Source organism: Erythrobacter neustonensis (assembly GCF_001663175.1).
GTDB classification, from domain to species: Bacteria; Pseudomonadota; Alphaproteobacteria; order Sphingomonadales; family Sphingomonadaceae; genus Erythrobacter; species Erythrobacter neustonensis.
The window spans coordinates 1,280,901-1,299,560 of record NZ_CP016033.1; the positions used below are offsets into that span (position 1 = coordinate 1,280,901).

Annotated in this window: 20 protein-coding genes; 16 read left to right on the forward strand and 4 right to left on the reverse strand. The window is 69.2% G+C overall.

The window, feature by feature from the left end:
• Positions 1-2 precede the first annotated feature (2 nt).
• Genes fliF through A9D12_RS06140 form a run of 16 tightly spaced genes read left to right on the forward strand, consistent with a single transcriptional unit; the run spans position 3 to position 13,896 of the window.
• Positions 3-1,679 carry a flagellar basal-body MS-ring/collar protein FliF gene (fliF, locus tag A9D12_RS06065; RefSeq protein ID WP_068350495.1) on the forward strand — a complete coding sequence of 559 codons (1,677 nt, stop codon included), beginning with the start codon at positions 3-5 and terminating at the stop codon, positions 1,677-1,679.
• Positions 1,676-2,716, forward strand: coding sequence for a flagellar motor switch protein FliG (locus A9D12_RS06070; RefSeq protein WP_082925419.1), 1,041 nt, complete (start codon positions 1,676-1,678; stop codon positions 2,714-2,716). The genes fliF and A9D12_RS06070 overlap by 4 nt, the downstream gene beginning before the upstream one ends.
• On the forward strand, positions 2,709-3,362 hold the full coding sequence (locus A9D12_RS06075; protein WP_068350496.1) for a FliH/SctL family protein: 654 nt from the start codon (positions 2,709-2,711) through the stop codon (positions 3,360-3,362). The genes A9D12_RS06070 and A9D12_RS06075 overlap by 8 nt, the downstream gene beginning before the upstream one ends.
• The gene (locus A9D12_RS06080) at positions 3,326-4,693 is read left to right on the forward strand and encodes a FliI/YscN family ATPase (protein ID WP_418251575.1); all 1,368 of its coding nucleotides are present in this window, start codon (positions 3,326-3,328) and stop codon (positions 4,691-4,693) included. Before A9D12_RS06075 ends, A9D12_RS06080 begins: the two co-directional genes overlap by 37 nt.
• A complete protein-coding gene (locus tag A9D12_RS06085; protein WP_068350497.1) occupies positions 4,683-5,123 on the forward strand; it encodes a hypothetical protein in 441 nt (146 codons plus the stop codon). The genes A9D12_RS06080 and A9D12_RS06085 overlap by 11 nt, the downstream gene beginning before the upstream one ends.
• Before the next feature lie 10 nt (positions 5,124-5,133).
• Entirely contained in the window at positions 5,134-6,747 is a 1,614-nt protein-coding gene (locus tag A9D12_RS06090; protein ID WP_156522806.1) for a hypothetical protein, read from the forward strand.
• 35 nt (positions 6,748-6,782) lie between these two features.
• Positions 6,783-7,379 (forward strand): flagellar basal body-associated FliL family protein, encoded by a 597-nt coding sequence (locus A9D12_RS06095; RefSeq protein ID WP_068350499.1) that lies wholly within the window; start codon positions 6,783-6,785, stop codon positions 7,377-7,379.
• The gene (locus tag A9D12_RS06100) at positions 7,376-8,350 is read left to right on the forward strand and encodes a flagellar motor switch protein FliM (protein ID WP_082925420.1); all 975 of its coding nucleotides are present in this window, start codon (positions 7,376-7,378) and stop codon (positions 8,348-8,350) included. The genes A9D12_RS06095 and A9D12_RS06100 overlap by 4 nt, the downstream gene beginning before the upstream one ends.
• Positions 8,347-8,691: a FliM/FliN family flagellar motor switch protein gene (locus A9D12_RS06105; RefSeq protein WP_068350501.1), complete on the forward strand. Its 345-nt coding sequence runs from the start codon at positions 8,347-8,349 to the stop codon at positions 8,689-8,691. The genes A9D12_RS06100 and A9D12_RS06105 overlap by 4 nt, the downstream gene beginning before the upstream one ends.
• A gap of 21 nt (positions 8,692-8,712) precedes the next feature.
• Positions 8,713-9,018: a flagellar biosynthetic protein FliO gene (locus A9D12_RS06110; RefSeq protein WP_068350502.1), complete on the forward strand. Its 306-nt coding sequence runs from the start codon at positions 8,713-8,715 to the stop codon at positions 9,016-9,018.
• Entirely contained in the window at positions 9,018-9,833 is an 816-nt protein-coding gene (gene fliP, locus A9D12_RS06115; protein WP_068350503.1) for a flagellar type III secretion system pore protein FliP, read from the forward strand. The genes A9D12_RS06110 and fliP overlap by 1 nt, the downstream gene beginning before the upstream one ends.
• Complete coding sequence (locus A9D12_RS06120) at positions 9,833-10,105, forward strand: flagellar biosynthetic protein FliQ (protein ID WP_068350504.1); 273 nt, start codon at positions 9,833-9,835, stop codon at positions 10,103-10,105. The genes fliP and A9D12_RS06120 overlap by 1 nt, the downstream gene beginning before the upstream one ends.
• A 13-nt stretch (positions 10,106-10,118) precedes the next feature.
• The gene (locus tag A9D12_RS06125; RefSeq protein ID WP_068350505.1) at positions 10,119-10,913 is read left to right on the forward strand and encodes a flagellar biosynthetic protein FliR; all 795 of its coding nucleotides are present in this window, start codon (positions 10,119-10,121) and stop codon (positions 10,911-10,913) included.
• 1 nt (position 10,914) lies between these two features.
• On the forward strand, positions 10,915-12,054 hold the full coding sequence (locus tag A9D12_RS06130) for an EscU/YscU/HrcU family type III secretion system export apparatus switch protein (protein WP_068350506.1): 1,140 nt from the start codon (positions 10,915-10,917) through the stop codon (positions 12,052-12,054).
• 30 nt (positions 12,055-12,084) lie between these two features.
• Positions 12,085-13,518: a flagellar filament capping protein FliD gene (gene fliD / locus A9D12_RS06135; RefSeq protein ID WP_068350507.1), complete on the forward strand. Its 1,434-nt coding sequence runs from the start codon at positions 12,085-12,087 to the stop codon at positions 13,516-13,518.
• A gap of 9 nt (positions 13,519-13,527) precedes the next feature.
• Positions 13,528-13,896: a flagellar export chaperone FliS gene (locus A9D12_RS06140; protein ID WP_197489883.1), complete on the forward strand. Its 369-nt coding sequence runs from the start codon at positions 13,528-13,530 to the stop codon at positions 13,894-13,896.
• A 42-nt stretch (positions 13,897-13,938) separates the two neighbouring features.
• Here A9D12_RS06140 and A9D12_RS06145 read toward each other — a convergent pair whose 3' ends face one another.
• The 4 genes from A9D12_RS06145 to A9D12_RS06160 form a co-directional block, all read right to left on the reverse strand.
• Positions 13,939-14,814: an alpha/beta fold hydrolase gene (locus tag A9D12_RS06145; protein ID WP_068350509.1), complete on the reverse strand. Its 876-nt coding sequence runs from the start codon at positions 14,812-14,814 to the stop codon at positions 13,939-13,941.
• A 58-nt stretch (positions 14,815-14,872) separates the two neighbouring features.
• The gene (locus A9D12_RS06150) at positions 14,873-16,393 is read right to left on the reverse strand and encodes a lipopolysaccharide biosynthesis protein (RefSeq protein ID WP_068350510.1); all 1,521 of its coding nucleotides are present in this window, start codon (positions 16,391-16,393) and stop codon (positions 14,873-14,875) included.
• Positions 16,386-17,450 (reverse strand): GNAT family N-acetyltransferase, encoded by a 1,065-nt coding sequence (locus tag A9D12_RS06155; protein ID WP_068350511.1) that lies wholly within the window; start codon positions 17,448-17,450, stop codon positions 16,386-16,388. The genes A9D12_RS06150 and A9D12_RS06155 overlap by 8 nt, the downstream gene beginning before the upstream one ends.
• An 89-nt stretch (positions 17,451-17,539) precedes the next feature.
• Complete coding sequence (locus A9D12_RS06160; protein WP_068350512.1) at positions 17,540-18,652, reverse strand: S-(hydroxymethyl)glutathione dehydrogenase/class III alcohol dehydrogenase; 1,113 nt, start codon at positions 18,650-18,652, stop codon at positions 17,540-17,542.
• Positions 18,653-18,660 lie beyond the last annotated feature (8 nt).

Below are 18,660 nucleotides of genomic sequence, written 5' to 3' on the forward strand. Positions count from 1 at the left end.
AGATGGTCGACGCGCTTCCCGTTCCCGCCGATATGCCGGGCCTGCCCGCGGCCCCGGCGCCTGCAACAGGCTGGCGCACGATGCTGCCGCCGCAAGTGGCCGGCTTCGTCAGCCAGCCCGCGCTGGCCCGCGCCCTGCCGGCCTTGGGCGGTCTTGCCGCAGTCGGCGCGGCGGCTATGGTGTGGATGGCAATTTCTGCCGGCCCCGACCGCGTGCTTTACACCAGCCTCACCGATGCCGAGCGTGCCAAGGTGGTCGAAACGCTCGAAGGCGGCGGGATCGCCTATGCGATCGACAACGGCACCGGCGCGCTGTCGGTGGCCGAGGACGATGTGTACCGCGCCAAGATGCTGGTCGCGAGCAACGCCGGGATCGCCGCGCCCGAAGGCGCCGAGGCGATGCTCGACGCGATGCCGCTGGGCACTTCGCGCACGCTCGAAGGCGAACGGCTGCGGCTGGCGCGCGAACGCGAGTTGATGCTGACGATCAAGGAGATCGACGGCATCGAAAGCGTGCGCGTCCACCTCGCCACGCCCGAACGTTCGGTCTTCGTGCGCGAAAACAGCGCGCCATCGGCCTCGGTGATGGTGCGGCTGGTGAACGGGCGCAGCCTGTCGCCCGAACAGGTCAGCGCGATCGGCAATCTGGTTGCCGCCAGCGTGCCGGGGATGAGCACCGACGCAGTGCGCGTGGTCGACCAGAACGGGCGGCTCCTGTCCGACCCGCGCGTGGCGGCGGGCGAAGGGCTCGACCTGCAACGCGAACACGAAGCCAAGCTGCGCGAACAGCTCGATGCGCTGCTGATGCCCTTGCTGGGAAGCGGCAATTTCAGCGCGCAGGTGCAGGTCGAACTCGATCGCAGCGATGTGACGACCGCGCGCGAAACCTACGAAAAGGAAGGCGTGGTGCGCTCCGAAAGCGAACGCAATGCGCAGCGCACCGGGGCCGCGCCCGCCGGCGGCGTGCCGGGTGTTCCGGCCAACACGCCCCCGCCGCAGGCGCAGCTCGTCGACGGTGCGCCCAACCCCGCGCCGCCTGCCAATGCCGCCACCACCGACACCGAAACCGCCACCGACCGCGCCTATGAACTGGGCCGCGAGGTGGCGGTGACCACCGCCGGGCCGGGCAGCCTCAAGAAGCTGTCGGTCGCGGTCGCGGTGAGCGACGAGGCGCTGAAAGCCGCAGCCCCCATGACCGCGCAGCAATTGCAGGCGCTGGTCAGCGCGGCGGTGGGCGCGAACACCCAGCGCGGCGACACGGTGCAGGTCGTCGCAAGCAAGTTCGAACCTGCCGATCTCGAACCGCCCGCCTTCTACGAAGAGCCGTGGTTTGCGATGCTGGTGCGTTACGGCACTGCGCTGATCGCGGTGCTGCTGGTGTTGCTGCTGGCGGTGAAGCCGCTGATCGGCAGGATCCGGGACAAGAAATCGCCCGCGGCCGACAGCGCCCCGGGGGCGTTGGGAGAGGCTTCCGCCGAGGGCGAAGGCGCCGTGGACGGACGCGATCCGGCGATGCTCGACGCACCGGGCGACGACAGCGGCACCGCGCTCGATGATCTGCCGCGCCAGGTCGAACTGGTCCGCCAGCTTGCCGCGCAGCAACCCGAACGCGCGGTCGAAGTGCTCCAGCGGATGCTCGACGCCCCCGACACCCCCGAGCCCGCAGCGGAGGCCGCATGACCGCCGAACCCGTCCCCGCGCTTCAGCCGCCCGCGCCTGCGCCCGCGCTGCTCAGCCGGGTCGACCGTGCCGCAGTGTTCCTGATGCTGCTCGGCGACGAGGAGGCGAGCGGGCTGCTTTCGCGCCTCTCGCCCGCCGAACTGGAAAAGCTCGGCGGCGCGATGATGGCGCTGGGCGAGATCGAAACCCCGCACATGGCCGAAGCGCTCGCCGATTTTGCGGGCGAGGCGGCGCGAGAGATCCTGCCGATGCGCGGGCGCACCGACCGCGTGCGCACGCTGCTCGACCGCGCGCTTGGCCCGGCGCGCGCCGAAAGCATGTTGCAGCGGATCGAACCCGATGCCCCGCCGCGCAGCCTGGAACTGGCGAAATGGCTTGCGCCCGGGGTGCTGGTGCGGCTGATCCTCGATGAACACCCGCAGGTGATCGCGGCGCTGCTGCTGCTGATCGATCCCGAACCCGCCGCCGAGGTGCTCGCGATGCTGCCACTCGAACTCCAGACGCTGGTGGTCGAACGCGTGGCGCGCAGCGGGACGATTTCGGTGACCGCGATCACCACGATCGACACGCTGCTGACCCAGCGGATCAGCGCGACTTTCGGCACGGCTGCGCTGATGCTGGGCGGCCCGCGCGATGCGGCCAACCTCATCAACCTTGCCGCGGGCGAACTGCGCAACACCGTGCTGCCCGCGATCGCCGAACGCGATGCCCCGCTGGCCGAAAAGATCGAGGAGGAACTGTTCACCTTCGAAATGCTGTTCGAACTCGACCCGATGGGCATGGGCCGGCTGCTGCGCGATGTCGACAACGAGAAGCTGGTCGACGCGCTCAAGGGCCTCAAGGAAGCCGACCGCGCGCCCTTCTTCGCGGCCATGTCGAGCCGTGCGGCCGACGGCGTGCGCGACGAGATCGAACTGCGCGGCCGTCTGGCCAAGAGCGAGGTCATCGCCGCGCAGAAGGCGATCGTCGAGATTGCGCGCGGACTTGCCGATGCGGGCGAGATCGTGATCGGCAGCGGGAGCGGCGAATTTGTCTGACTGGCTTGGCGCGCTCGCCGCTTCCCCCGATGCCGAAATCCTGCCCGCCGATGCCGCGCCCGCGTGGCTGGCACGGCTTGCCGATGGCGGCGGCAGCGGGTTTTGCGCCGCGCCGCTGTTCAGCCCTGAAGTGGCGGCAGTGGCGGTGGAAGCCGAGCCCGAGCCCGACCCGCCGGAACCCGATCCGCTGGCCGAGGCAACCGCGCGCGCCTTTGCCGATGGGGCCGCGCAAGGCCGCGCCGCCGCGCAGGCCGAAGCCGCCGCGCTTGCCGAACGACAGCGCGCGCTGCGGCTCAATTTCCGCAGTCTCGATGAAGCGGCGAGCGCGGTTCTGGCCGAGGATCTGGCCGCCACCGTGCTGGCGCTGTGCGAAGGGGTGCTGGGCGAAGCGGCGCGCGATCCTGCGGGTTTGCGCGCGCGGGCCGAGGCCGCGGCGAAACGGATCGGCGGCGCGCCCGACCGGCTCACGCTCCATCTCCATCCCGATGACATCGCGCTGATCGACGACAGTGCACGCGGCGGGATGCGGATCGTGCCCGATCCTGCGCTCGCGCCGGGCAGCGTGATGATCGAAGGGCCCGAAGGCACCGCCTCGGATGGCCCGGCCGAATGGCGCCGCGCGCTGGCGGCGATGGTGCGCGGATGATCGCGCAATTGCAGCTCGATCTGGCGCGCATGCGCGCCGCCCCCGCGGTTCGCGGCCCGGTGCTGACCGGGCGCGTGGTGACCTGCGACGGCGGTTTGATCGAGGTCGAAGGGCTGCCGCTGCCCGTCGGCTCGCTGGGATTGATCGAAAACGATGCGGGCGCGGAATGCCTTGCCGAAGTGATCGGGTTTCGTGCCGGCCATTCGCTGATGATGCTGCTGGGTGATGCGATGCTGCTGCGTCCGCGGGCCAGGGTGCGTGCGCTGGGGCAGCCGGGTGAGGTGCGCGTCGGCGACGCCCTGCTGGGCCGCGCGGTTGATGCGCTGGGCGATCCGATCGACGGCGGCCCGCGGCTCGACCTGCCGCAGGTCTGGCCGCTGGGCGGACGGCGCGAAGGCGCGCTCGAACGCGCGAGCGTGGAACATCCTTTCGATTGCGGCGTGCGCGCGATCAACGCGCTGGCCGCGATGGGCGTCGGGCAAAGGCTCGGCATCATGGCGGGGTCGGGGGTGGGCAAGTCGGTGCTGGTCGATACCATCGCCGGACATGCGGTTGCCGATGTCACCGTGGTCGCGCTGATCGGCGAACGGGCGCGCGAGGTGTCGGATTTCGTTAGTCGCCACATGGGCGGGCACCGGCGCGGCGGAATCGTGGTGGTCGCGGTGCCCGCCGATCACGCGCCCAATCTGCGGCTGCGCGCGGCGCAATATGCCAGCAGCATCGCCGAATATTTCCGCAGTCAGGGCAAGCGTGTGCTGTTGATCCTCGACAGCCTGACCCGCGTCGCGCACGCCGCGCGCGAACTGGCGCTGGTGCTGGGCGAACCGGGCGCGGCGCGCGGCTATCCGCCCAGCGCGCTCGCCGCGGTCACCCGGCTGGTCGAGCGCGCGGGCAATTCGGCGCGCAGCGGCGGGGCGGTGACGGGGGTCTATACCGTGCTTGCCGATGGCGACGACACCAACGACCCCGTGGTCGATACCGCGCGCGCGATCCTCGACGGGCATATCGTGCTGTCGCGCGATCTGGCGGCGCGCGGGCATTATCCTGCGATCGACATTCCCGCTTCATTGAGCCGGGTGATGGACGATCTGGTGCCGCCCGCTGTGCTCGATGCGGCGCGCCGGCTGCGAGCGTTGATCGCGGCGCGCGAAAGCGGGCGCGATCTGGTGATGATGGGGGCTTACCGCGCGGGCGGCGATCCGCTGCTCGACGAGGCGCTGGCGCTGAGCGGGCCGATCGATGCTTTCCTCACCCAGCCGCGCGGCCATGCCGTGACGCTGGCGGACAGCCATGCGGCACTGCTCAGCCTGATGGGCGGCCATGACGCGTGAGGCGCGCCGGCTCGCGCTGCTGCGCCGCCAGAGCCTGATCGCCGAAGTCGCGCGCAAGCAGGCGCTGCGCTCTCTTGCCGAAGCGCTCGAAAGCGAGGCGCGCGGTGCGGCGCTGGCGCAGCGCAGCCGCGCGCTGGTCGCGGGAAGCGCACCTGCTGCGGGCGTGACGAGCGGCGCCGATTTGCAGCGGCGGTCGGTCTTTACCGCAGGGCTCGCGCAGTTGGCGATGAATGCGGCCGAGGCGGCCGAGGATGCCGCTCGGCAACGCGCCTGGGCTGGCGAAACGCTGACCCGCGCCGAAACGCGCAGCCGGCGGCTGGCCGAAATGACCGCCGAGGCCCGGAGCGCCGTGGCCGCAGTGGCGGCGCGGCGCGAGGCAGGTCACGCCGCGCCGCTGGCACGCAAGTTGCATCGCCCCCGCAACGACTGACCGCCCATCTATGAGGATGACCCCCACCGTGCCCAACTTCCTCCCGCTCCTGCCCGAATTGTCCGCCGCGCCCTCGCCGCTTGTCGGCCAAGCTGCGGTGCTGCCAGCGGGCGGCGGGGCAGCGACGCTGGATTTTGCCGGATTGCTTGATGCCGCAGCGCTGGGCACGCCCGCGATCCGGATGCCCGAGGGCGGCGCGCCCGACCCCGCCCCGGACGCCGCGCCGCCGGTTGCACCGATACTGCCGCCTGCGCCGCAGCTTGGAGGCGCAGCGCCCGAACTTCCCGCCGAATTGTCCATTGCATCCGTTCCGGAGCGCGCGGCAGCGATGCTGTTGCCGACCGGCAAGGACTTGCCGGGGACGGGCGCGCGATTGCCGCTTGCGTCAGGCAGCGCGCCGAAACCGCAGCGTGCACTGGCCGATGTCGTGTCCGAAGGCATGGCCGATCCGGCTATCGTTTCCGATAGCCCTGCCGTTCCCGCGCTCGCCGACATCGATGCCCCCGAGATGGCCCAAGCAGACGAAGGGCTAGGCACCGATGACGCGGCCGACCCGGATGCTGCGCCGGTCATCGTCGCGGCCGCACCCCTCGCGCCGATCCCGGCTGCGATTCCCGTTGCCTCCCTTGCAGCGATCCCTGCCGGAAGCGGTGTCGCAAGCGAACGTTCCGGCGCGGCGACGAGCCCGCTGTCCGGCCCCGCGCTTCCCGCCGTATCGCCGCCCCCGATCATGGCAACGCAGGCGATCGCTCTCGAACCGGGTCAGCCCATTTTGCCGGGCGCACCGATCGGCCAAGCCGTGGCCGCGCCAGCCGCCAAGGCAATGGCGCCATCCCCCCTGAGCAGCGAGCCGCGCGACGCTGCCGCGCCGCCATCCGGGCCGCCGCGCCCTGCGGCATCCGCCGCCCTTCGTCCTGCGGATAGCGGCGATGACGCTGCGCTGACCGCCGCCCCGTCAATGCCGTCCGCGCCGACCGCCGCACCAGCACTGGCCTCCGCGCCTGCTGGCGACACCGCAATGGCCGCGCCCGCTGCCTTGCCGCAAGGCAGCGCGCCAGCCCAATTCCCGACGCAGACGCAGACGCAGCCGCAGGCCGCAGCCGCGTCCGCCGCCGCCGATCGCGGGGGGGACCAGCGCACCGCCGCAGGCACGATCGAATCGACCATCGCGCAGGTCGGATCGCTGCGCGAGGCGGTGCGCGAGGCGCGCCCGGCGATGACGGTGCAGCATGCCGAATTCGGCGCGGTGTCGGTCAGGCTCGAACAGGCCGCTCCCGACCAGTGGCGCGCGGTGCTCGCCAGCCGCGATCCGGGCTTCGTCCCGGCGATCCACGCCGCGCTGGACACCCGCGCCGTCGCTGCCGCCGACGCTTCGGCAAGCTTCGCGCAGCATCACGGTGCGTCCCAGAATGGGGCTGGCGACCAGCGTTACGGAGCTTCCCCTAACGGGGGTCAAGGATCGTCTCAACCATACCCGGGGCATTCAGGATCACACGGCGGCGATGCTGCGCCGGACCACCGCCGCCCCTCCACCACTGCGACCCTCGCCGGGCGCAGCAGCGAGGGCGACGAGGGCTCCGACGCAAGCGCCGCACACAGGGCACAGGGCGGGCTTTTCGCCTGATCACACGCATACGGATATCGGGGAGCTGACACGGCATGGCCAAAGGTAAGGACAAGGCCGAGGGCGAAGGCGGCGGCAAGTCCGGCAAGGGCGGAATCCTCAAGATCGTGCTGGGGGCGGTGCTGCTGCTGGGCCTTGGCGCGGGCGGGGCATACGGCGCCTTTGCAATGGGCGTGTTCGGCCACAAGGAAGGCGAGGCTGAGCCCGACGAGCCCAAGCTGGTGCGCAAGGACGAGGAAGACCCCTACGCCCCCGCCGGCGACGGCAAGGACAAGGAAGCCGCCGCGCCCGTTTATGGCGAAGGCGGCAGCAAGTATCGCACGGTCTATTATTCCTTCGAGGAGCCCTTCACCGCGAACCTCGCCGATTCGCCCGGGCTGATCCAGGTCGAGCTGGCGGTTTCGACCCGGCGCGACGGGCGCGTGCTGCAATGGGTCAAGACCCACGAACTCGCGATCCGTTCCGCCTTCATCGCGCAGCTTGCCGCCACCACCGAAGCCGAAGCCTACGATGTCGAAGGCAAGAAAAAGCTTTCCGCGCGGCTGACCAAGGCGGCCAACCACGTGCTCGAAGAGAACGAAGGGTTCGGCGGGATCGATGCGGTCCACTTCAAGGGGTTCCTGGTCCAATGAGGATGGCGCAGGACTTCACGCCCGCACGCACCGCGGCGGTGCATTGCGACGAGCTGATCAGGCGCGGCCCCCGGCCCGAGGAACGGGCGGCCATGATCGCCGCCTGGCGGCGCGATCTGGCACGGCTGCTGGCGGATGATCTGTCCGCGCTGCTGTCGGGCGACCGGCTCGATGTGAGCATCACCGAGCCCGAACGGCTGAGCGGGGCGGAGGCCCTGCGCCGGATCGGACCGCTCGCGGCCAATTCGCTGATCCGCTGCGCCGCTTCGGCGGAAACCGCCTTGCTGAGCTTCGATTTCGCGACCGCGATCGCCTTGACCGATCGCAGCTTCGGCGGGGACGGGCGGGTGACGGGCAATATCCCCGAAACGCTCCCGCGCTCGGCCGCACTGCTGGTCGAGGAAACCGCAACGATGATCGCGGGCGCGATCACCACGGCCAGCTTCGGCGACATGCCCCCGCCCGCCGGCTTTGCCGCGCGCGGCGAGGTGATCGTGCGCAGCGAAAGCGCGGCGCGGCTGAAACCCTTCGCGATGGACGATGACACGCTGTTCTGCGTGATCGAGATCGCCAATCGCAAGGGCAGCACATGGCGCGCGGCGCTGGTGGTGGCGGAGGAACGCCTGGCGCGCCTCCTGCCCGGCGGGGAGCGGCGCAAGCGGCCCCGCACGCGCCACGTGTCCGCCACCGGCTTGGCCGCGCCCTTTGCCGACATGCCCTTGCCGCTCCACGTGGTGCTGGCCGAATTCAACCTGTCGCTTGGCCGGCTTCAGGCCTTGCGGCCGGGAGACACGATCCCGCTGACGGTCGGCCGGCAGGTGCCGCTGCTGATCGGCGAAACGCTGGTCGCGCACGGCGCGGTGGGCACCGCCGAGGACCGCATGGCGGTGCGTCTGACCCGGCTCGCGCAGCCTTCCCCCGCACCATTTCCCAATCCGCATTCCGCAACCGCTGAAGGGCTCGCACCATGACCGCATATCAACCCGCCGCTTTTGCGCGTTTCGGCGATGTCGCCGTGCGCCTGTCGGTCGAACTGGGCCGCACCGAAATGCCGCTGCGCGACGTGCTGATGCTGGGGGAGGGCAGCACAGTGCAGCTCGACCGGCTGACCGACGAACTGCTCGATGTCACCGCCAATGGCCGCGTGATCGCGCGCGGCGAGGTGGTGGCGGACAAGGGCCGTTTTGCCCTGCGGATCGTCAGCCTGGTGGGCGAGGACGGGCAGGACGTTCCGCCCGCGCCCGGCGCCGCTGCCACCGCTGCGCCGGTGGGCATGGCTGATCCGGTCGTCCCCGCGGACGACGCATTGTAACCGGGCCGGGGGTCGCATCCGATGGTCGAATATCTCCTGCGTCTGGCGCTGCTGCTGCCGGTGCTGGCGGGGCTGATCTGGGGGAGCCTGTGGCTGACGCGCTGGCTCCAGACCCGCCTGCACGGCGCGCCGTCCGCCCATGGTGCAGCCCGCCGTCTGCAATTGCTTGAGACAAGCCTGATCGCGCCGGGAATGAAGCTCGCCGTGGTGCGGTTCCATGACCGCGAGATCCTGCTCGGCTGCACGCGGCAGGGTCTGGTGCGGCTGGGAGAGACCTCCGCCGCCACCGCCGCGCTGCCCACGCCCGCACTGCCGGAGACCGTGTGATGCAACCCGGTCCGTTCCTGCGCGCAGGGCTCTTGTGCCTCGCATTGTTAACCATGTTTCTGGCAAGCCCCGATCTGGCGCATGCCGCCGCTTCGGCGCCGGCGGTCGGCGTGCCCGATCCGGTGCAGGCCGGGGTCGGCAGCGCGATCGAACGCGCGCTGGGCGACAAGGGCGCAGGCGATGACAGCCCCTTGAGCTTGTCGCTCCAGCTGCTGGTGGTGATGGGCCTGCTCACCATCCTGCCCGCGCTGGTGCTGATGATGACCAGTTTCCTGCGCATTCTGGTGGTGCTGTCGATCCTGCGTCAGGCACTGGGGCTGCAAGGCTCCCCGCCGGGGCAGGTGCTGGCCGGATTGGCGCTGTTCCTGTCGCTGTTCGTGATGGCGCCGACACTCGACATCGTCAACGCGCAGGCGATCGCGCCCTATGCTGCCGGCAGCCTGCCCGCCGATGCGGCGATCGGCAAGGCGGGCGAAGCGTTCCACGCGTTCATGATGACGCAGACGCGCGAGGCCAACCTCATCATGTTCACCGACATCGCCGGCGCGGGCAAATTCGCCAGCGGCGCGGATGTGCCGTTCTCGATCCTGCTTCCCGCCTTCGTCACGAGCGAGCTGGAAACCGCGTTCCAGATCGGGTTCATGATCTTCCTGCCGTTCCTCGTGATCGACCTTGTCGTTGCCAGCGTGCTGATGAGCCTCGGCATGATGATGCTTTCGCCGACGATCATCTCGCTGCCGTTCAAATTGCTTTTGTTCGTGCTGGTCGATGGCTGGGCGCTGTTGATGGGCAGCCTCGCGCTGAGCTTCGCGTGATGGGCGAGGATACCCAGCTTCTCGCGCTGGCCGACCAGACGCTGTGGGTCACCGCGCTGATCGCAGGTCCGGTGCTGATCGCGGCGCTGGTGGTGGGCCTCGTCGTCGGGGTCATCCAGGCCGCGACCTCGGTCAACGAACAGACATTGTCTTTTATTCCCAAGCTGGCGATCACCGCGCTGGTGTTCGTGGTGCTGGGCGCGGCGATGATGGGCCTGCTCGCCGATTTCACGCGCGAGATCATGGCGCAGGTCGCCAACCTTTCAGCATGATGCGGGCGGCGGGATGAACGTCCTCGACTTCGGGATCGGCAGCATCGAGGCCCAGCTCTGGCTGATCCTGTTCCTGTCGGTGCGCTGCGGGGCGGCGCTGATGGCGGTGCCGATGATCGGCGGGACGGCGGTGCCGGTGCAACTGCGCATCCTGCTCAGCATCACTCTGGGCTATTTCGTCGCCGCCTGGGTGCCGCTGCCCGCGCCGCCTGCGATGATGAGCTTTGCTGCGGTGCTGGCGCTGGTGCAGGAAATCGCGGTCGGATTGATGCTCGGCTTCGTGCTGCAACTCGCCTTTGCCGTGCCGCTGATCGCCGCGGAACAGATTTCGGGCACGATGGGCCTCGCGATCGCGACCAGCATCGATCCGGCCAGCGGCGCGCAGGCGGGCGCGCTGGGCACGTTCTTCGGCCTCGTCCTCAGCCTGCTGTTCTACGCCACCGGCGCGCATCTCTTGTGGTTCGATCTCTTGGTCGAAAGCTACCGCCTGCTGCCCGCCGGGCAATTCGCATTCGGCGCTTGGCGGGCCGAGGCGGTGGTGATGTTCTTCGGGCTCGGCCTGTCAGCCGCGACCGCGATCGCGCTGCCGGTGGTGCTGGTGCTGCTGCTGGTGCAGATCGTCACCGGTCTGATCGCGCGCTCGGCCCCGTCGCTCAACCTGTTCGCGCTCGGCCTGCCCGCAGGCGTGCTTGCCGGGATCGCCGCGCTGATCATCGCGCTGCCGGTGATGAGCGTGCAGCTGCGCGGGGTCATCATGGACGCGATCGACGCGTCGGCGGCGCTGATCCAGCCGACAGGGGCGCCGTAAGATGGCCGAGGAAACCCCCGGGGAAAAGACCTTCGCCCCGACCCAGAAACGGCGCGAGGATGCGGCCAAGAACGGCGATGTCCTGCGCTCGCGCGAACTGGCGACGCTGGCGGCAACGGGTGCGGGCGCGATGGCGCTATGGGCGCTGGGCGGCTGGCTGACCGACGGCATGGCCGCGACCGCGCGCGCGGGCTTCCAGTTCGACCGCCGTGCGCTCGACGGGTTTGCGCCCGGCGCGATGATGGGCGATGCCGCGCTTGCCGCGCTGCCCCCGGTGCTGGCGTTGGGCGCAATCGTTGCGGTCTTCACCACCGCCTCGCAATTGCTGCTGGGGCAGGACGGGCGCTTCATCATGGGCAATGCCGGGTTCAAGCCGCGGCGGATCAACCCGCTGTCGGGGATCAAGCGGATCTTCGGCGTGCAGGGGTTGATCGAGCTGGGCAAGGGGCTGGCAAAGCTTGGTCTGCTCGGCGCAATCGCGTGGGTGTGGGCAGGCGACCGCGTGCCGCAATTGCTCGCACTGGGCACGCTCCCGCTCGAAGCGCAGGTCGCCCATGCGCTCGATGCGATCACCTCGCTGTGCACCGCGCTCCTGATCGGCTTCGTGGTGATCGCTGCCATCGACTATCCGCTGCAACGCTTCCAGCGCGACAAGCGGCTGAAGATGAGCCTTCAGGAAGTGCGCGACGAAAACAAGCAGTCCGAAGGCTCGCCCGAGATGAAATCGGCGCGCCGCCAGCGCCAGCGCGATCTGGCGCGCGGGGGTGTGGCGAAAGCAATGCAGGACGCGCAGTTCGTGATCGTCAACCCCGTGCACTTCGCGGTGGCGCTGACATACGATCCCGCGCGCGCGCCTGCGCCGTTGCTGCTGGCGAAAGGGCGCGGCGAAACCGCGCTCGCCATGCGCGAAATCGCCGCCGAACTGGGGCTCCCCGTGCTCGAATACCCAAGCCTTGCGCGCGCGGTCTATTTCACCACCCGGCCCAACCAGATGGTGCGCGAGGAACTCTATGTCGCGCTCGCCACACTGGTCGCTTTCGTGCTGGCATTGAAACGCGGCGCGCGCCCGCGCCGGCCCGTGGTGGATGTGCCGGGTGCCTTGCGTTTCGATGGCGATGGAAGGCCCGATACCCATGCTTAAACTTGTCCGCCCCCGTCCGTTATCCCTGTCATGACCACGACCTCCGGCTCCTCCATCATCTCAGGCCTTGGCGCGGGCAGCGGCGTTGATTTCATCAAGCTGGCGAGCGACATTTCCGCCGCCAGCTTTGCCGCGCAGCGCGACCAGATCACCGCGCGCCAGACCGCGCTGACCGCGCAAGTATCCGCTGCGGCGCAGCTGCGCTCGGGACTGACCGATCTGTCGGCGGCATTGGGCGAACGGCTGCGCACCGGCGATCTTGCGCCCAAGGGCGAGCTGGCCAATCCGGCGATCGCCAAGGTCAGTGTGCCCGCCGGCCTGTCACCGCGCGGCAGCTTCAGCCTTGAGGTCACCCAGCTTGCGCGCAGCCAGACGCTGCTGTCGCGCCCCCTTGCCAGCAGTTCCGCGCTGGTGGGCGCTGGCACGCTGTCGCTGCGGTTCGGCACGATCAGCGGCAGCAGCTTCAGCCCCGATGCGGCGCGCGCTGCGATCGACATCACGGTTACCGATACCGACACGCTCGCCACGCTCGCCGCCAAGATCAACTCCGCCAGCGGCGGCGCGGTGAGCGCCTATGTCGCGACCGGCACCGGCGGCGCGCAGCTGGTGATGAAGGGCAAGGACGGCGCAGCCAACGGTTTCCAGATCGAGGCAACCGGCGCGGGCGGCGGCGCGGTGGCGGGCGATCTGGAATATTTCGGCTGGAGCGCGGCGACCGGCGCTACCCAGTTGCAGGCAAGCGCGCGCGATGCCGCCTTCACGCTCGACGGGGTGGCGATGACCAGCGCATCGAACCGCGTAACCGGGCTGCCGGGCGGCTTCAGCCTCGATCTCACCGCAACGAACACCGGCGCGCCCACCACGCTGACCTTCGGCACCAGCACCGCGGCAATCACCAGCGTGATGGAGGATTTCGTCACCGCGCTCAACGATATCGTCGGCCAGATCAACGATCTCGCCGCGCCGGTCGGGGGCGAGCTTGGCAATGATCCGGGCGCGCGCGAATTGCGCCGCGATCTGGCGGGGCTTGCGGCGCGGGTGGTGATGCCCGGCGCGGCCGGAAACGACCCGCGCACGCTGGGCGATCTGGGCCTCGCGCTGAACCGCGACGGCACCTTCAAGCTCGATACCGCAAGGCTCAACCGCGCGCTCGACACCGCGCCCGATGCGGTCGCGGCGATGTTCACCACCGGGCCGACCGGGGTCTTCGCTACCTTCGACCGCTTTGCGCGCGAAAACAGCCTGACCACCGATCCTTCCTCGCTGGGCGGATCGTTGAAGCGCTATGAAATGCAGCAGGCGGCCAATGAAAAGCGGCTCGCCAGGATCGCCGAGCAGCAGGAAGCGCTGCGGCTGCGGCTGACGGGCGAATTTACCGCGTCCGAACGCCGTGTCTCGGCCGCGCAATCGACGCTGACCTTCCTGCGCCAGCAGGTCGACATGTGGTCGAACAGCGACCGGTAAATGGGGGCGATGATGCAGATGTTCAGCCAGAACCCCGCCGCCGCCTATCGCCGCGTCACGCTCGATGCGCGGATCGCGGCATCGGGCAGCGCAGACCTCACCAGGATCTGTCTTGAGGAGTGCGAAGCGGCTTTAGCCCATGCCTTGATCGCTTTTGACCGGGGGCAGACCCCCTCTCGCGAACCGATTTCGCGCGCGCAGACGATCATGCTGTGGCTCGCCAGCTCGGTCGCGCCGGGCCACCCGCTGGGGGCAAGCCTAAAGGCCTTCTATGGCGGGCTTGCAGCCCAGCTGGGCGGGCAAATCCTACAGCCCGACCATCAGAGGCTTTCGGAAATTCGCAAGGATGTCAGCGATTTGCTCGAGGCAGCGGGATGACAATCCGCCAATGTTTCACGTGAAACATTGGTCAAGGGCCGGCTAGTGCGCGATGAAACCGGCGATGATCCGCGCCGCATCCTCCGGGTCCTGAAACGGATGGAAATGCGTCATGTCGGGGCGGTAGAGATCGGTGCCCTTGGGCAGGGTCCCGGCAAGCCCGGGCCAGGTCGGCGAGCTCTTGAAATCGTTGAGGCTGGTATGCTTTGCGCGCACCACCAGCACCGGAATATCGACCGCGCGCGCCGCATCGAGGATCGCCCCGTTGCTGCGGCTCGAGGCATAGACGCTGGCTTCGACCTCGGGCGCGCAGGCCAGTTCCAGGCCCTCTCCCGATGCTGCCGGAACCAGCCCGTGGCGGCAGTAATCCGCGAAAACGCGGGGATCGAACAGGTCATAGGGATCGCGCGCGGCAAAGCGTTCGCTCATCGCCTCGGCGCTGGCAAAATCGCGCTTGCGGCGGATCGCGGGGTGCGGGTTGTCTGCGGTAAACAGCGTCTCGGCGGCGGTGTAATAATCGGGCGCGAGGATCACCGGATCGAACAACACGAGGCGCGAAAACGCCGCAGGCCGGTCGGCAGCGACCTGCAACAGCGTGTGCGCCCCCATCGAATGGCCGATCCCGACCGCGCCCGAAAGCCCCGCCTGCGCCAGAAACGCCGCGACATCGCTCGCCAGCACACGCCAGTCGCCGATTGGCCCGGCGCGCGACAGGCCATGACCGCGCAGGTCGATCGCATAGACGGGATGATCGCGAAAGGCGGCGATGATCGTGTCCCATACGCGGCCGTGAAAGCCCGTCGCGTGGGCGAACACCAGCGGCACGCCGCCGCCCTCCGATGCCCATTCGTGAACCGCCAGATCGATCCCGCCGGCAGGGTAGAAACGGGTGACGGGTGCAGCGCGCGGTGATGCCATGGCGCGACCCAAGAGCATCGGACACGCAGTGTCAATCACGCCAATTTGAGAGGGGGTGCTATTCCGCCGGGGCGGGAGCGGGGGGCGGGGCAGGCTCGCTTTCGCCGCGATTGCGCAGGAAGCTGAGCGCCTCGCTCAACCGGTCGGGCGCGATGACAAGCAGCGCTGCGCCGTAGAACGCGATGCCCGCTGTCACCGTGATCGCCAGCGCCGCTAGATCGGGCAGCGGCGGCAGGATGTGCAGCAGCAATGCCGCGCCTCCCGCCATGATCAGCGCAGCGACCGCAGGCGGCCACACCGCGCGCGCCAGAGCGCCGAGCCGCAGGCCCAGCAGACCGCCCGACAGCCGGATCGTGACCGCGGTCAGAACCGCCATTCCGCCGACCCAGCCCCAGGCAAAACCCATCAGCCCGAAATGCGATCCGATGAAATAGGCCGCGGTCATCACCGCGCTACCGATCATCGTGATCCTGAGCGCCGCCATCGGCACGCCGCGCGCATTGGTGGCGGGCGCGAACAGGATTTGCAGCGTCATCATCACCATCGCCGCCGACATGATCGGCAGCAGCGGCACGATTTCGAGCCATTGTCGCCCAAGCAGCACCGGGACGAGCACCGGCGCGACCACCGCCAGCCCGGCATAGGCGGGCAGAGCGATCAGCATCACCAGCCGGATCGTCGCCAAGAGAGCGCCCGCGCCCAGATCGCTCGCCGCGCCCTCGGCATGCTGGCGCGCATAGGCGGCGTAGGCGACCTCGTTGATCGGCGGCACGAATTTGCCGGCAAGCAATTGCGCGAGGAATAGGCCGGTGGTGTAAACGCCCAGTTCGTGCGGGTCGAGCACGCGGCCCGCGATCATCACGTCGGCCTGGCTCTGGACGAACCAGAACAGCTGCGTTGCGGTCATCACCCCGCCGAACCCGGCGATGTGGCCCGCACCGGCAAAGCGAAAAACGGGGATCAGCGGTGCGCGCGCGACGCGGACCATGCCGATCGCTTCGGTCGTCAGCATCGCCAGCGGGGCGGCGACCAGCGTCCACACGCCCCAGCCCGACAGCGCGCCCGCAAGTGCGGTGCCCGCTCCCGCGATCGCCGCCACCAGCCGGACCTGCGCCGGACGGCGGAAATCCATCCGCCGCGACAGGATCGCGTGGCTCAGCGCGGTAAAGGGGATCGTGAAATAGAGCAGCGATTGCACGCGCAGCAGGTTGGCAACCATCGGCTGCTCGAACCAGGCAGCGACCAGCGGCGCGGCAAGAAACTGGATCAGCGCCAGCCCGCCGTTGAGCAGCATCAGCATGCCGAGCGTCTGGCGCAGGCGCTCGTCGCTGACTTCCTCCTCGCGGATCAGCGCCGAGGCAAGGCCATAGCCATTCATCGTGTTGAGCAGCACCAGCATCACCTGCGCCATCGCGAACAAGCCATAATCCTGCGGCGCAAGCAGCCGGATCACGATCAGCGTCGAGGCCCACGAGACGATCTGCGTGCCGATCTGACTGCCCGACCGCCAGATCACCGCAGTGCGCACCTGCGCGGCAAGCGAGGATCGCGGCGGGGCGGGGGGCACGCCGTCAGCCATGCTTTGCCGCCGGGCCCCAGAAGCGCGCGATCACCCGCGCTGCGGCGGCGCTGCGCACGAAGAGGTAGTCGCCAAGTTCGTAACCGGCGCGCGCGCCCATTGCGCGCTTGTAGCCGCTGTCGCCTGCGCCCAGATCGACCACGTCCTGCCCCGCGCCAATCGCATCGGCCAGCGCGCGGTAGTTGGCGAGCTTGCCGACTTCGGCCTTGGCAAAGGGGCTGCGATAGGTGCCCGCGATCCCGTAACGCACCGGGCCATCGTCGAGATCGAAGGAAAAGGCGACCGCCGTGCCATCGATGGTCAGGATCGTTGCGCACAGCATGTCGGCCAGCACTGCATCGGCGAGCACGCTGCGCCACGCGGCGCGTTGGTGCGGGGCCATGAATTTTGCGCCGCTGCCATCGGTTGTGGCGGCGATCCAGCTGGCGGCCTCGACTGCGGCCAGCTCTTCGAGCACCGCCTCGCTCCAGTCGCGGCCGCGCACGATCCGCCACTCGGACTTGCCGTGATGTGCAAGCCGCCGTTCCAGCCGGGCGAGACGGCGGGCGGTCGAGGCGCGCGGCCAGTTTTCGGCGCGGGCAGCGTTGCAGTCCACCACCCAGCCTGTGCCAGCAGGCCGCACCAGAACGCTCCATCCCGCCTGCCGTGCGGCATCGCGCAGCATGATGATCGCCGGATCATCGGCCCGCGCCGGGCCTGCGCGCCACACCGGGCCAAGGCTATGCGCGGCGGGATCGTCAAACGCGTGGGCCAGCGCGGCTGCCGTGCAATCGCGTGCAAGCAGCGGGCTGCGCAGCGGCCAGTACGGGCCGGGCACCTTGCGCGCGCACGCGATTGCAGGGCCGAAAGGGACGGTCGGGATCACCGCAAGTACCGCGCCGTCGCCGCCGCGCAGCACCAGACTGCGCGCGCCCTTGTTGCCGCCTGCGCCATACCACGCGCGGCGCAGGAACCGCCGACCCGGCACGTTGCACGCCGCCAGCGCATCGATCTCGGGCGCTAGGCCCGGAACCGCTGCGACCGTCAGGTGGTCGGCTGCAATCCTGCTTTCGTACATTGGTCACCTGCTGCGGCAAAGGCGCCGGTTGCCCGGCCTTACCGCAAGCGCGTAACCACCGGGTTAACCAAGGCCCCCCGCGGCTCTTGTCAGAACACCACGACGCTGCGGATCGACTTGCCTTCGTGCATCAGGTCGAAGGCGGTGTTGATCTCTTCGAGGCCCATGACGTGGGTGATCATCGGGTCGATCTCGATCTTTCCGGTCATGTACATGTCGACGATCTTGGGAACGTCGGTGCGGCCCTTGGCCCCGCCGAACGCGGTGCCGCGCCAGTTGCGGCCCGTTACCAGCTGGAACGGGCGGGTGGCGATTTCCTTGCCCGCTTCGGCCACCCCGATGATGACGCTGGTGCCCCAGCCGCGGTGGCAGGCTTCCAATGCGGTGCGCATCACTTCGGTGTTGCCGGTGGCATCGAAGGTGTAATCCGCCCCGCCATCGGTCAGCGCGACGATCGCTGCGACCGTCTCCTCGCGGCTCATCCCCTTGGTGTTGAGGAAGTGGGTCATACCGAAGCGCTTGCCCCATTCCTCGCGGTCGGGGTTGATGTCGACGCCGACGATCATGTTCGCGCCCGCCAGCCGCGCGCCCTGGATGACGTTCAAACCGATCCCGCCAAGGCCGAACACCACGACATTGTCGCCGACCTGCACCTTTGCCGTGTTGGTCACCGCGCCGACGCCGGTGGTGACGCCGCAACCGATGTAGCATGCGGACTGGAACGGCGCGTCTTCACGGATCTTGGCGACCGCGATTTCGGGCAGCACGGTGAAGTTCGAGAAGGTCGAGCAGCCCATGTAATGATAGATCGGCTGACCCTTGTAGCTGAAGCGCGTGGTGCCGTCGGGCATCAGCCCCTTGCCCTGCGTCGCGCGGATCGCGGTGCACAGGTTGGTCTTGCCGCTGAGGCATGACTTACACTGGCGGCATTCCGGGGTGTAGAGCGGGATGACATGGTCGCCCGGCTTCACGCTGGTCACCCCGGGGCCGACCTCGCGCACGATCCCCGCGCCTTCATGGCCGAGCACGCTGGGGAAGATGCCCTCGCTGTCGAAGCCGTCCAATGTATAGGCGTCGGTGTGGCAGATGCCGGTCGCCATGATCTCGACCAGCACTTCGCCGGCCTTCGGGCCTTCGAGATCGAGTTCGACGATTTCAAGCGGCTGCTTGGCGGCAAAGGCAACGGCGGCGCGGGTCTTCATGCTTGGAG